The 13,946-nt window shown below is 50.0% G+C and carries 11 protein-coding genes; all 11 read left to right on the top strand.

The annotated features are described in order from the left end of the window. The first annotated feature begins 443 nt into the window (after positions 1 to 443). Positions 444 to 3,113 (top strand): type VI secretion system ATPase TssH, encoded by a 2,670-nt coding sequence (gene tssH, locus CG67_RS08785; RefSeq protein ID WP_235501122.1) that lies wholly within the window; start codon positions 444 to 446, stop codon positions 3,111 to 3,113. Positions 3,114 to 3,190: 77 nt separating this feature from the next. Further along, positions 3,191 to 3,748, top strand: coding sequence for a fimbrial protein (locus CG67_RS08780; protein WP_025902576.1), 558 nt, complete (start codon positions 3,191 to 3,193; stop codon positions 3,746 to 3,748). A gap of 110 nt (positions 3,749 to 3,858) precedes the next feature. Beyond that, on the top strand, positions 3,859 to 4,608 hold the full coding sequence (locus CG67_RS08775; RefSeq protein WP_235501121.1) for a molecular chaperone: 750 nt from the start codon (positions 3,859 to 3,861) through the stop codon (positions 4,606 to 4,608). A gap of 67 nt (positions 4,609 to 4,675) precedes the next feature. Continuing rightward, complete coding sequence (locus CG67_RS08770; RefSeq protein WP_025902574.1) at positions 4,676 to 7,276, top strand: fimbria/pilus outer membrane usher protein; 2,601 nt, start codon at positions 4,676 to 4,678, stop codon at positions 7,274 to 7,276. Beyond that, positions 7,264 to 7,833, top strand: coding sequence for a fimbrial protein (locus CG67_RS08765; protein WP_025902573.1), 570 nt, complete (start codon positions 7,264 to 7,266; stop codon positions 7,831 to 7,833). Before CG67_RS08770 ends, CG67_RS08765 begins: the two co-directional genes overlap by 13 nt. A 68-nt stretch (positions 7,834 to 7,901) precedes the next feature. Then, a complete protein-coding gene (gene tssB / locus CG67_RS08760; RefSeq protein WP_038024752.1) occupies positions 7,902 to 8,438 on the top strand; it encodes a type VI secretion system contractile sheath small subunit in 537 nt (178 codons plus the stop codon). 27 nt (positions 8,439 to 8,465) lie between these two features. Beyond that, the gene (gene tssC, locus CG67_RS08755; protein ID WP_025902571.1) at positions 8,466 to 9,962 is read left to right on the top strand and encodes a type VI secretion system contractile sheath large subunit; all 1,497 of its coding nucleotides are present in this window, start codon (positions 8,466 to 8,468) and stop codon (positions 9,960 to 9,962) included. A gap of 142 nt (positions 9,963 to 10,104) precedes the next feature. Beyond that, entirely contained in the window at positions 10,105 to 10,590 is a 486-nt protein-coding gene (locus CG67_RS08750; protein WP_025902570.1) for an Hcp family type VI secretion system effector, read from the top strand. Positions 10,591 to 10,668: 78 nt separating this feature from the next. Continuing rightward, the gene (tssJ, locus tag CG67_RS08745; protein WP_025902569.1) at positions 10,669 to 11,229 is read left to right on the top strand and encodes a type VI secretion system lipoprotein TssJ; all 561 of its coding nucleotides are present in this window, start codon (positions 10,669 to 10,671) and stop codon (positions 11,227 to 11,229) included. A gap of 3 nt (positions 11,230 to 11,232) precedes the next feature. Next, positions 11,233 to 12,582 (top strand): type VI secretion system baseplate subunit TssK, encoded by a 1,350-nt coding sequence (tssK, locus tag CG67_RS08740; protein WP_025902568.1) that lies wholly within the window; start codon positions 11,233 to 11,235, stop codon positions 12,580 to 12,582. Further along, entirely contained in the window at positions 12,579 to 13,937 is a 1,359-nt protein-coding gene (gene tssL, locus CG67_RS08735; protein WP_025902567.1) for a type VI secretion system protein TssL, long form, read from the top strand. Before tssK ends, tssL begins: the two co-directional genes overlap by 4 nt. Positions 13,938 to 13,946 lie beyond the last annotated feature (9 nt).

Genomic DNA, 13,946 nt, shown 5'->3' with positions numbered 1-13,946 from the left:
TTTGCTGTTTCCTGTCTTTTTACTTTGGTCAGATTTACTTATCCGACAGTCAGAATAAATACCCGCCAGATAAATTACCGGTGAATTTATCTGTGTATTTAAACGGGCTGACTAATAAATTTAATCACAGTTTTTAAAATTGACGAGGGATACATAACCCGGGGGAAACTGTTTTCATCTTAATGATTAATTCTGCTGCCCGTATTGACCTCGCCAGGAGATATTATCGATTGCTGCCAGGAATAAAACAGCTAATCGCCGTTGTTTTTCTTTTTTAGGAATATGCATCAGGCTGTTTTCTTATTTTTATATAACTGTCAGGTGCAACGTTGTGAAAATATTATTTTTTTGGCTACTATCCGGGGCATGACTGCAGGGTGATATTCAGTGTTACACATCCTCTTAACTTTGAATGAGTTGTTTTCTCGGGTGCGCTAAAAATTATGATCGTCAGAAGAACGTTATTCGATAAACTTAACGACGTATTATCCCGAAGTATTGAAAGCGGGACAGAACTCTGTCGTCTCAAGGGGAATCCTTATGTGGAACTGGTCCACTGGCTGATGACCCTGCTTCAGGAAGAACGCTGTGATCTGCAGTTTATTCTTCGCCACTACCAGACAGACAGGGCGATACTGGAAGAAGACCTGATGACTCAGGCCGCGCATTTGCCGCGCGGGGCGGAAGAAGTGACCGATTTCTCTTACCTTATTGAGCTGGCGATCGAGAAAGCCTGGGTGATAGCAAGCCTGGGGGAAAAGCCGGTGACAAAAATACGCAGTCTTCATCTGGTGATTGCACTGCTGAGTCATCCTGAACTGCGTCGTGCATTATTCGCCTTATCATCGGAATTTCGCGTACTGTCTGCAGAAGAAATCAGCCGTATGTCGGCAATGCTGACCCGGGACTCGGCAGAGCAGGAAAGCCTTATCATGGCGGAAGGGATGGCGTCGGAGAACGGAAACATGTTTTCTGATCTCCGGCCAGCGGCAGGAAATGCGCTGGAGATGTATACCACCGACCTGACGGCACAAGCCCGGGCGGGGAAAATTGACCCGGTCACCGGCAGGGACAGTGAAATTACGACCATCATTGATATTCTGCTGCGCCGTCGCCAGAACAACCCGCTACTCACCGGGGATGCCGGGGTAGGGAAAACGGCGGTGGCTGAAGGCCTGGCGCTGGCGATTGCCGACGGTGCCGTACCGCCCTCGCTGGTGAATGTCCGTCTGCTGGCGCTGGATATCGTGGCCCTGACTGCCGGCGCGGGAATGAAAGGCGAATTTGAGTCCCGCCTGAAATCCGTTCTCGAATCTGCGGCCCGGGCCGTTCCTGCCGTCATCCTTTTTATCGATGAATTTCATACGCTGGTCGGTGCTGGCGGAGAAGCCGGGACCGGTGATGCGGCGAACCTGATGAAACCGATGCTGGCCAGAGGGGAGATCCGCACGATAGGCGCGACAACCTGGAGTGAATTTAAACGGCATATTGAAAAAGATCCTGCGCTGACCCGCCGGTTTCAGGTTGTACAAATCGACGAACCCTCCGAACCTTTATCGGTACAGATGTTACGTGGACTGCTGCCTTCTCTGGAACAGCATCATCAGGTCCTTATCCTTGATGAGGCTTTGCAGGCTGCGGTCCGGTTATCTCACCGCTATATTCCGGCAAGACAGTTACCCGACAAAGCGATCAGCTTGCTGGATACTGCCTGTGCCCGTGTTGCGATTGCCAGGTATACCCCTCCCGTTAAGCTACAGCAGCTTCGTGCCAGTGCAAGAGCCTCGGTCAGTGAACTGGCGTTACTGGATAAATCTCTGTGTTTTGGTAAAGCCAGTGTGCAGTCTAAAAGTGACATTGAGGACTCCCTCAAAGATGTGCTGCAGGAGTCAGATCTTCTGGAGAAACGCTGGCATCAGGAGTGCGAACTGCTGACGGAGATCTATGCGCTAAGAGAGCAGTTGCTGCAACCCGGCCTGCCGGATCCGGAAGTTCAGGAGCTTCAGCAGCAACTGCAACATGTGCAGTACACCCTGGAACAGCAGGGGGAACAGCCTCCGCTGGTCCGTGCCGAAGTCGATGCAACGGTCATTGCTGAAATTATCGCGCAATGGACGGGGATCCCGACCGGGCGGGTAATGAAAGATGATTTGAGTGCGGTACTGGAACTCCCGGCACAGCTGGCCGCCCGGGTCACCGGACAGCCACGCGCTATCGGGCAAATTTGCCAGTCTGTCCGGACGGCAAGGGCGGGATTATCCGATCCTGACAGACCGACAGGGGTTTTCTTCCTTACCGGGCCTTCCGGTACCGGTAAAACGGAAACGGCGCTGGCACTGGCTGAGTTACTTTACGGGGGGGAGTCGAATCTGATCACTATCAATATGAGCGAATTCCAGGAGGCTCATACCGTTTCGACGCTGAAGGGCTCACCGCCGGGCTATGTCGGATACGGTGAAGGTGGCATTCTCACGGAAGCGGTACGCCGTAAACCCTACAGTGTGGTGTTACTGGATGAAGCAGAAAAAGCACACCCGGATGTTCATGAATTATTCTTCCGTATTTTTGATAAAGGAACTCTGGAAGATGCCGAGGGGCGTCGTATTGATTTCAGGCACACCCTGATCCTGCTCACCAGTAATATCGGGAGTGAGTTACTGACGGTAAGTCATTCTGATGAGTATGCACTGCCGGAAAACGAGACTCTGTTAGCGCAGCTCCACTCTTTATTACTAAAAACATTTCCTGCTGCATTTCTGGGCCGCGTCAGTGTTGTTCCTTATTTCTCTTTGTGCAGAACGTCACTGGAGGCCATTGTCAGGATGCAGCTTTCTAAGATTATTACCCGTTTGTATGAACAGCAATCACTGGAACTGAAGTACAGCGATGACATCGTCAGTTTTATTATTAATCGCTGTCAGACAGTCACCTCCGGTGCCCGGGAGATCATCCATGTGCTCGGGAAAGAGATCCTTCCTGTGATAGCGACATATCTGTTATCCCGCACCAAAAACAACAGAGTTGAAAAAGAACACCTTTTTTTGAGCTATATCCCTGAACAGGGGGTAGCACTGGTGGTTGATGATCCGGAAAACAAGGAGGTTGAGCGATAAGCACGAAATTCAGTGAAAAACATAAAGAGGGAAGTTTCTACCTGAAGGGTAATTACGTGACAAAAATAGGGATTTTTATGCAAAAAAATAAAGTATCTATCAGTTTACTGGCGCTGTTTGCATCGTCTTTCGCATTATCTGCTTCAGCCGCAGATACCCTGAACCCCGGACAAGGCATGGTAACGTTCGACGGGGAGCTGGTGGGGGAGACCTGTACTATCGAAAATGACAACCTGATCGTCACTTTGCCGACAGTATCGACCCAGTCGATGCAGGGTGCCGGAGGCCAGAGCGGCATTAAAAACTTTGATATTAAAGTGAAGGATTGCCCCGGTTCCTTTAAGAAAGTGGCTGCCCATTTCGAGCCGATCGGTTCTTCCGGGATTAACTACAGTACCTGGAACCTGAAAAATGATTATCAGGCCACCACCGGAAGTAAAGAAGCCGCAGCGAATGTCGAGGTTCGTTTATTTAATTCGGATCATACACATCTTCGTCCCGGTGATTCCGGAAAAGAAGTGGATATCGTTGGCGGGCAGGCCAGTATGACCTATGCCGGCGGCTATTATGCCACCGGGGTAACGACGGCAGGGAAAGTCACGGCGCATGTGGTATATACGCTTTCTTATCCTTAATAGCGTTATTGGTCGTTAAATACCACGGGGGAGCGAAAGCTGCCCCTGTTAATCCACTATTATTAATGGTTTATTCTATGAGATGTTATAAGGGAATAATCTCGTGCCTTGTGGTTATTATCGCCGGGTTACTATTGCTGCCTGTTCCTGCCAGCGCAGGTGTGACAATAGCCGGTACCCGGGTTATTTTCCCTGCGGCTGAGCGGGAAAAAAGTATCCGTACTAATAATAAAGGAAGCTCTCCCGTACTGGTGCAGGTCTGGGTCGATGACGGCAGTAAGAATAATGATATTAATACTATGTTGGTACCGTTTACTGTAACGCCACCGGTTTACCGGATCGATCCCGGTAAAGGACAAAGTGTCAGGCTGATATATAACGGTATGGAATTACCGACGGATCGTGAATCCGTTTACTGGTTCAATTTACTGGAGATACCGACAGTTAATGATGACGATAAAAATAAAGATCGGCTGGAATTAGCTTTTCGCACCCGGATAAAAATATTTTATCGTCCTCCGGCATTAACAGGAAATAGTACCGATTATATTTCAGCATTACGCTGGCACACGGAACCTAATAAAAAATCCGTGAAAATAGAAAACCCAACGCCGTATTACTTTTCTTTCGAGTCCGTGACGGCAAAAGACGGGAAGCAAACGTATCCGCTTGTGCCGCAAATGCTGGCACCGTATTCCTCTGCGTCGTTAGCCACGGCAGGCTCGCAGGGATTACCCGCCCGGCTGAGTAGTATCGAATTTAATGTACTCAATGATTATGGCAGCACAGTGACTGAAAAAGTTGTTTATCAGCAAAGCAAAGGCTGGGTTCTGAGTCAGTCAGCCGGAGATGAGTCCTGATGGCGGAGCCCATAGCGTAATGCGCTCGGCAGGATGACAATAACTGAAGGGAGTCAGAGAGTTGAAAATGATCACTTTGAGCGCCGGACTGCGCGACAATAGCGGGTATTCCGTGAGATTCGGCATACTGGTTTTCAGCAGTAGTTTACTCATATTACCGGTTTCGGCGGCAGTCTCTGCAGAACTCTCTGACAGTCCTTTCGCGCCGGATCGCGCCTCACCGGTCGTCTTTAACAGTGCATTTATTCATGGCAGTACCGTGGATGTGAACCGGTTTTCGACAGGTAACCCGGTGCCCCCGGGCCAGGCGGTAGTTCGGGTACGGGTGAATGGTAAGATCCGCGGAAAATATGATGTCTTATTTGTCGCCGTGCCGGGCCGTGATATTGCCGAACCTTGTTTCAGTGCCGCTCAGCTTGAACAGTTTGGCATCCGGCCACCGGTTATGAAAAACCGGGCGGCTGACGGTGAGCAATGCAATGCGTTACCACGCTGGATTGACGGGGCCAGCACCCGCTATGACTCTGCTGATTTTGAACTTGAACTCTTTGTTCCCCAGTTATATCTGGTCAGCCAGCTACCCGGTTATACCGACCCGTCGACCTGGGACAGTGGTGTTCCGGCAATGTTTCTGGATTACACGGCGAATGTTTATACCCAGCAGTTTTCCAAAGGTTTTTCTAACGGTATCGGCCATGCAATCAGCGCAAACCTGGGGTTACTGACCGGCATTAACCTGTTTGGATGGCAGTTGCGTAACCGCAGCAGCAATTATTTCTCCGACACCGGGAGTCCCGGTTCCCGAAATCTGTATACCTACGTCCGGCATGATCTTCCGCTGCTTAAAAGCCAGGTGACGCTCGGTGAAACCGTCACCAGCGGAGATCTGTTCGATAGTCTGAACATTCGTGGCGTACAGCTCGCCTCTGATGACCGGATGCTGCCGGAAAGCTTACGTCAGTATAACCCGGTCATCCAGGGGATCGCGGAAAGTAATGCCCGGGTTCAGGTCACTCAGCATGGGCAGCTGATCTATGAAACCACGGTTCCCCCCGGTCCCTTTGAGATTAATAGCATCGGTGCGATGGGATATGGCGGTGATTTACTGATGACCATTATCGAGGCCGATGGCAAACAGCGTACCCAGGTGATCCCGTATTCTGCCCCTCCGATGTTATTGCATGCCGGTGTCTCCCGTTACTCGGTATCTGTGGGGGAGATGAATGAAATCAGTATGCAGAAAAAAACGCTGATGGCGACCGGCTTTTACCAGTACGGAATGAACAATTTTTATACGCTTTATGGCGGCGGGCAGTTTTCAGAAAATTATCTCTCTCTGGCGGTCGGGCAATCTTTTAACACGCGGGTTGGGGGGATCTCGGTCGATATCACCCGGGCCAGAAGCCGGTTGAAAGATAGTCGGGTATCAACAGGCAATAGTTTTAACGTCGGGTTCAGTAAGTACCTGGAGTATTCAGGCACAAATATCTCAATGGCGGCGTATCGCTACTCGTCAAAAGGGTTTTATTCCCTGCGTGATGCCGCCGCAGAACGTTATGGTATGAACCGTGACTACTACCTGGTTGACTACCGTACCCGCCAGCGACTTTCGGTGAATCTTGCTCAGACCTTACCCGGCGACAGTCGTCTGGTGCTGGCGGGTAACTTTTATCAGTACTGGAATAACCGAAATGCGTCTTCCCAGTATTCGCTCTATTTCAGTAAATCACAGCGACTGTTTTCCTGGTCCGCAGGGATCAGCAGAACCTATAACGCTATCGGCAAAAATATTAATAGCTATTCGCTGTCGTTAACTATTCCGTTAAGTCGTCGCTATAACATTACCGATAAGCCGTTATTCAGCTCCATGAGCATGATGATGAGTCGGGATAATGCCGGGAATACGTCTCTTATCACGAATGCGAACGGCAGTCGCGGTGAGCGCTCCTCGGTAAGTTATGGTCTGGGCACCAGCACCGGGCGTCTGCGCGGGGGCGGTACCAGTTATTCACTGAACGGCAATATGAACTATTACTCAGATATGGGGCAGTTTGGGTCAACACTGGCCATTGGCAACCAGTCACGTCAGTTCTCTGCAACGGCTACCGGAAGTCTGGTGGCACACCGTGGCGGCCTGACAATGGGACCTGCGCTGGGCGAGTCACCTTTCGCAATAGTGAATGTGCCCGGGGCGGAAGGGGCTAAGTTACTGAATGGATACGGGTCCAGAATCGACAGTCGGGGATATGCCATTGTGCCATCACTGACACCTTACCGAGAGAACACGGTGTCTGTTGACAGTAAAGGGCTGCCGGATACGGTGGATATTTTGCAGAATGAGCAGGTCATTATTCCCCGCATGGGGGCCGCAGTGTCTGTGACGATGAAAACCCAATCCGGCCAACCGGTGTTACTGATTATCCGGGATCCGCAAGGTAATTACCTGCCGATAGGCAGTGAGCTGACTAGCGCCTCCGGGGAAGTGACCGGCATTGTCGGGCAGGCAGGTATGGCATTTATTCGTGGCTGGAATATAGGGACTGAAGCGATGTCAGTTCGTACCGGAAGCTCACTCTGTACCATTTCTGCAGACAACGCTCTGGCGCAAGATATTTCCCGGTCAGGCAGCAGTTCGGTGATCCGTGCGGAGGTCATATGCAAGTCATAACACTGAATGCCGCAAATAAAAGAAACCGCGCGTTGATGTTGCTGATGTTGCTGCTATCGGCCACGGCGTCTGCCGGTGATTATCCGATCACGGTGAATTTCAGTGGAGAGTATGTGACTGAAACCTGTGAGGTCAGAATCAACGGAAGTGGTAGTAACGAAGCAGTGACGCTGCCGAGACTCACCACCACAGCTCTCAGTAACAGTGGCGGGGAAGGAGGAAAGACCGGCTTTACCGTGACCCTGGCAGAATGCCCGGGGTTCACGTCCGTGAATCTGCTTTTCAGTAGTGCTTATTCCCCGGCAGACAGTGCCACCGGTAATCTTCTTAATCAGACCGGTAATGGATATAGCCGCAATGTACAGCTCAGGATCCGTAAGGAAGATAATAGTCAGATAGTGATTGATGACCGTAATACGGCTCAGCAATACAGAATATGGTTTGCCAATACGCCGGTCACTCATCAGTTTTATGTCAGTTATTTTTCAGATAATTCAGGTCCGGTAACGGCGGGTAAAGTCCACGCCATTGCCGGTATTACCGTCGATTATCATTAACCGGACAGGCATTTGTGCCGTTAACCGGCATGGTTTTTCTGTCCATTAACGTTCAATAAAAGGTGAATATGCTTATGCCTAAGGATAATTCTCAGAAGTTTATTGCAAGGAACCGCGCCCCGCGGGTACAGATTGAATATGACGTTGAAATCTACGGGAATGAAAAAAAAATAGAGTTGCCGTTTGTCATGGGAGTGATGGCGGACTTATCCGGTAAAACGAAAGAGCCTTTACCTCCGGTCGCGGAGCGTAAGTTTCTGGATATTGATATCGATAATTTTGATGAGCGAATGCAGGCAATGCAGCCGGGGGTAGCCTTTGCAGTGCCGGACACACTAACCCGCGACGGACAATTGATGGTCAATATGACCTTTGAGTCTATGGATGATTTCTCGCCCGATGCCATCGCCCGCAAAGTCGGTGCACTGTCACAGTTGCTGGAAGCCAGGACGCAACTGGCGAATCTGCAAACGTATATGGATGGCAAGGCAGGTGCAGAGAGTCTGGTCATGAAAGTGCTTCAGGATAAAGCACTGCTGAATACGTTAGCGAAGGCCCCCCGGGAAGATTCTGTATGCACAGATACCGCGACCGGGGATGAATGAAAGTATCAGGGATGAGAGATTATAGTAATGGATATACGTAAGCAGAGCGCGCAGCCGGTAAAAACTGACCTCCGGCAAAGTGATTTTAATGCATTATTATCAAAAGAGTTTCGTCCGCGGTCAGACCAGACGCGGGTTGCGGTTGAAAATGCCGTAAAAACGCTGGCCGAACAGGCTTTGCAGAGTTCGGTGACCATCGCCGATGATGCTTATAAGAATATCTCAGCTCTGATTGCAGAGATTGATCGGAAACTGACAGAACAGATTAATTTAATCCTTCACCATCCTGAATTTCAGGCGCTGGAAAGTGCATGGCGAGGGTTACATTATCTGGTCACTCATACCGAAACGGACGAGAAGCTTAAACTGCGTTTTATGGACATCTCAAAACAGGAGTTGAGACGTAACATCAAACGCTATAAAGGTATCGCCTGGGATCAGAGCCCGCTGTTTAAGCAAATTTATGAAGAAGAATATGGGCAACTGGGAGGAGAACCTTACGGGTGTCTGGTGGCGGATTATTATTTTGACCACTCAGCGCCGGATGTTGATCTGTTATCTTCCATTGGCCGGATAGCCGCGTCCGCCCATGTGCCGTTTATTACCGGTGCTTCGCCTTCCGTATTACAAATGGAAAGCTGGCAGGAGCTGGCGAACCCGCGGGATCTGACCAAAATATTTACCCGTAATCTGGAATATGCCGCCTGGAATGCCCTGCGGTTATCTGAAGACTCGCGTTATATTGGTCTGGCCATGCCCCGGTTTCTGGCGCGCCTGCCTTATGGGATACGCACCAATCCTGTCGATGCGTTCAGCTTTGAAGAGGATACCGAGGGAGCGGATCATAGCCGCTATGTCTGGGCAAATGCCGCGTATTCGATGGCCGTAAACATCAATCGTTCTTTTAAAAATTACGGCTGGTGCACGATGATCCGCGGGGTAGAAAGTGGCGGCGTAGTGGAAAAACTGCCGTGTCATACTTTCCCCACAGATGATGGTGGTGTCGACATCAAATGCCCCACAGAAATCGCTATTTCTGACCGCCGGGAAGCTGAGCTGGCTAAAAACGGATTTATTCCGCTGATCCACCGTAAAAATACAGATTATGCCGCCTTTATCGGTGCCCAGTCACTGCAGAAGCCTGCCGAATATCACGATGCTGATGCGACAGCCAACGCTAACCTTTCTGCACGTTTACCTTACCTGTTTGCCTGTTCCCGCTTCGCTCATTACCTGAAATGTATTGTCCGCGACAAAATAGGGGCCTTTAAAGAGCGGGAAGATATGCAAAGGTGGCTCAATGACTGGATTATGAACTATGTGGATGGTGATCCGGCAAACTCCTCAGAAGAAACCAAAGCACGCCGTCCTCTGGCTGATGCGGAAGTGCTGGTGGAAGATGTTGAAGGGAATCCGGGCTACTACCAGGCGAAGTTTTTTTTAAGACCCCATTTTCAGCTTGAAGGACTGACAGTGTCTTTACGAATGGTGGCTAAATTACCGTCAGTAAAAGATGTTGCCTGAAAAAATATCATTACCGTTATCCGGTGAATGAGAGTGTGAATAGTTCCGTGGACGACAACATCCATCAGGACGTCGTCTGAAGACGTAATTACGTTACCTGTCAGGTAACGTGTATCAATAACAGCGATAAATAAGGATTATTATGGCTCAGGATATGTTTATTAAAATTGATGGCATCGAAGGTGAATCTCTGGATGCTTCTCATAAAAATGAAATAGAAGTGCTTAACTGGAACTGGGAAAGTTTTCAGCATTCCAATATGCACGCCGGTTCGGGTGGCGGAGCCGGGAAGGCGACCGTCAGTGATTTCAGGTTTGAACATTATCTGGATAAAGCAAGTACAAATTTATTAAGTTATTGCCTTTCCGGGAAACATATTAAAGAGATTAAATTTGTTGTCCGTAAAGCAGGGGGGGATCCCCTGGAATATCTGAGCATTAAATTCACCGATGTCATTATTACGCAGGTAAGTGCATCCGGCTGCAGCAGTGAGGATGTCCGCCCCCGTGAAACTGTCTCCTTTTCATTCTCCGGATTTACTCAGGATTATGTAATGCAGAGTGCGGAAGGAAATAAATCAGGCATTATTTCCACCAGTTACGACATCAAAGCGAACCAGCGTAGTTGATTTTTTCAGGCCAGCTGAGTATTCAGTCTGGCCTGAATTTATTTCACAGGGGTAAAATTATCACCGGAGTCAGAGGAGGTGAATATAAAGACGTTTATCTTACATTCTGTGTTAAAAAATATTTTACGATTAAATAAGAGAGAGCCTTTTTCCGAAAAGCTCAGGCTGTTGTCGTTATCTTGTGTCTTTTTATCTGTTGCCTGCAGTTATTCATCACCGGAAAAAGCACCTCATCTGCAGTTTATTGATATTCGGGTGGATAGAGATGTGAACCTGAACCGTTATGGTGAACCGGCTCCGGTAAATATTTCAATCTATCGTATGGATACGCCGGGGGAAATAAACAACGATATGACAGAATTACAGGACTTTCGGAATAATAAAAGGGCCGAAGTAATATTCAGCGCGGTATTTCAGCCGGGAGAAATACGCTGTCTGAAATTACCATTGCAGCCGGAGACTTTGGCGATCGCGGTTACCGGTGAATTTCGTGATATTGAACATGCACAATGGAAATCGGTACAGCCACTCCCGCACACCCGTACTCTTCCCTGGTGGAAAAGACTCTTTACCACCCGTGACAACACCCTGTATGCCAGAGTTCACCGGCAGGGGCTGACTCTGACCGGAACGGAATAAATCATGAAAACCAATAAAGTGGTCTGGAGTGAGGGATTATTTTTACGTCCCCAGATATTTCAGCAGCAGGAACGCTATCTGGAGTATTTTATCCATCAGCGGGCGTCTGCCCCGGGTCTCTATTTCTGGGGTTTTTCCCGCTATGAGATAGACAGTGAAGCACTGACTTACGGCAAGCTGGTATTACGCAGCGCCAGTGGTGTTTTTCCTGATGGCACACCCTTTGATTTGCCCGGTCATGCCGGGATCCCTGCGCCCCTGACGCTCCTGCCGGAACACAGTGGCAAGACTATCTTTCTTGCCGTGCCGCTCAGGCTGGATAACAGCGATGAAACTATCTTCAATACCGGAACGCCCGATTCCCTGGCGAGGTTTTGTGCCGTGGATACTGAGCTGACGGACAGTAATGCTATCCGGCAAGGGAGGAAACCGGTTCAGCTGGCCCGGTTACGGCTGCAGTTACTCCCCGAAAGCGGAATAACCGGCTCCTGGATTGGTTTGCCATGTGCAAAAGTCAAAGCGCTTCGCCCGGACGGCAGCGTATTACTGCACACAGATGATTACATTCCTCCGGTCAGCGGCTACGGGGCGAATGCGTTACTTAGCGAATGGCTCAATCACCTCAGTGGGTTAGTGAAGATGCGTGCCGGGTTACTTGCCGGGCGGCTGATTGCCAGTGATGGCAAACCTGAAGATAACGCCAGTGTTATGGATTATCTGCTATTGCAGATATTCAATAAATATCAGGTGATCCTGGAGCATCTGCGTCATACCCCGAAAACCCCGCCGGTCGATTTTTATCAGGTCCTCGCGCAACTGGCTGCGGAGGCATCGACATTTGTGAAAACGAAAGTCCGTCGTCCTCTGCCGGCCCCTGAATATGATCATGCCAGTCTTTACACTTCGATCCGTCCGCTGGTGGATCAGGTTCATGACCTGCTCAATCAAATTCTGGTCAGGGCGGGAGAAATTATTCCGTTACATGCCAAAGGTAACGGTATCTGGGTGGCATCCGTATTGCCGGCTGAACTGAACGCTTTTGAGGGGATAGTTCTGGCCGTACATGCCCGCCTGGCTCCGGATATCCTGCAGCATCAGTTTTTCTCCCGGGTCAAAATCAGTGCGCCACAGCACCTTCATGAACTGGTGCGATCACACCTGCCGGGGTTATCGATTCAGGCATTACCCGTGCCCCCGCGCCAGATCCCCTACCGGTCGGACTATGTTTATTTTGAACTGCAGAGAAAAGGTGATTTCTGGCGGGCGATAGCGGAATCCGGATCGATGGCTTTACATATTGCCGGTGATTTTCCTGCCCTGAATATGGAACTTTGGGGGATACGAACCTCATGAAAACAGAGAATGCACAGGAAGTGCCCCCACAGCAGCAAGCTTCCGGGGAAGAGGAGGGATGGGGCGATTTTTTGCTGGATAAAAGTGATCTCTGGGAGAGTGAGGATGAAATCCCTTCCGGTCATCCGGAATACCAGTATGTACCGCTTCAGCATGAACGGATCTCTGCTGTATTTGAAACTGACCCTGAGCATGTCCGTTCGCGCATACCGGCGGTAAAAGCTGCCAGCGATCCGTTGCTGGAAGCCGCCAAACCTCTGTTACGGGCTATCAGCGAAATGCCCCGAGAGATGAATGATCTCCGGCATGCGGTTTCCCTCAGAGAGATCCTGAAACGTGAAATTAATTATTTCACGATGCTTTGCGATGAAGTGAATATACCGTGGAAAAAAATGGCCATTGTTCGTTACTGCCTCTGCACGGCTCTGGATGAAGCTGCACACAGTACGCGCTGGGGAACGGAAACCGGCTGGTCGCAAAACAATCTGTTGAATTACTTTGAAAATGATAACGATGGCGGGACTAAATTTTTCCTGCTGATTGGCCGGATAGCGATGAGTCCTGCTGAGTATATTGATGTTATCGGGATTTTACTGCGCATACTCGGGCTGGGGTTTGAAGGACGTTACAGTATTCAGCACGACGGTGAGCGGCAACTGATAAAAATACGCCAGCGGCTGCTGACTCTGTTACAGAGTCATCGGCGGCAGCAGGCATTGCCAGCCATTATGGGGATCCTGCCGGAATACCCGCCAGTGTCTCGTCGCCGCTGGCATCTCCCGTTGCGTACTACGCTGATTATCTCGGGGGCTATTCTCGCGGTCAGCTGGCTGAATGATAGCTACCGGTTATTTGTGGCCAGACAACCTCTACTGGCGGCGATCCGGGCGCTTTATCCGGTGCCTGCCCCCGAATTATTTCCTTTCCCCCGTTTACGACTGAGCCTGTTACTGCAACCGGAAATCCGACAGCAGTTACTGACGGTGAGTGAAGATGATCAGCAGAGCCATGTGGTGTTAAGCAGCGATCATACGTTCGAGTCCGGCTCTGCCCGGTTATCTCCGGCGATGTCAGAGGTGATCAGCCGGGTTGCGACACAAATTAATCAGGTAAACGGTTCGGTACGGGTTATCGGGCATACCGATTCTATCCCTGTCCGTCAGGGGGCTATCAAAGATAACGCAATGCTTTCTTCCCTCCGTGCGCGTGCAGTTGCGGATGTCCTGATAGCTTCCGGAATTCCGGCAGACAGAGTGTCGGTACAGGGGATGGCGGCAGGGCAACCCATCGCCAGTAATGCGACCGCTGCCGGCAGATCCGCTAACCGGCGTGTTGAACTTTTTGTTACTTATTAATGAGATATA

The sequence above is a fragment of the Tatumella sp. UCD-D_suzukii genome (assembly GCF_000611875.2).
Taxonomy (GTDB): Bacteria; Pseudomonadota; Gammaproteobacteria; order Enterobacterales; family Enterobacteriaceae; genus Tatumella; species Tatumella ptyseos.
The sequence above is the reverse complement of the archived record's forward strand: the minus strand, read 5'-3'. Positions and strand labels throughout refer to the sequence as shown.

Coding starts and splice junctions, on each gene's coding strand:
- CG67_RS08770 (WP_025902574.1), top strand. CDS start 4,676: ATGATCACTTTGAGCGCCGGACTGCGCGACAATAGCGGGTATTCCGTG.
- tssB (WP_038024752.1), top strand. CDS start 7,902: ATGCTTATGCCTAAGGATAATTCTCAGAAGTTTATTGCAAGGAACCGC.
- CG67_RS08780 (WP_025902576.1), top strand. CDS start 3,191: ATGCAAAAAAATAAAGTATCTATCAGTTTACTGGCGCTGTTTGCATCG.
- CG67_RS08750 (WP_025902570.1), top strand. CDS start 10,105: ATGGCTCAGGATATGTTTATTAAAATTGATGGCATCGAAGGTGAATCT.
- tssK (WP_025902568.1), top strand. CDS start 11,233: ATGAAAACCAATAAAGTGGTCTGGAGTGAGGGATTATTTTTACGTCCC.
- tssL (WP_025902567.1), top strand. CDS start 12,579: ATGAAAACAGAGAATGCACAGGAAGTGCCCCCACAGCAGCAAGCTTCC.
- tssH (WP_235501122.1), top strand. CDS start 444: ATGATCGTCAGAAGAACGTTATTCGATAAACTTAACGACGTATTATCC.
- tssC (WP_025902571.1), top strand. CDS start 8,466: ATGGATATACGTAAGCAGAGCGCGCAGCCGGTAAAAACTGACCTCCGG.
- CG67_RS08765 (WP_025902573.1), top strand. CDS start 7,264: ATGCAAGTCATAACACTGAATGCCGCAAATAAAAGAAACCGCGCGTTG.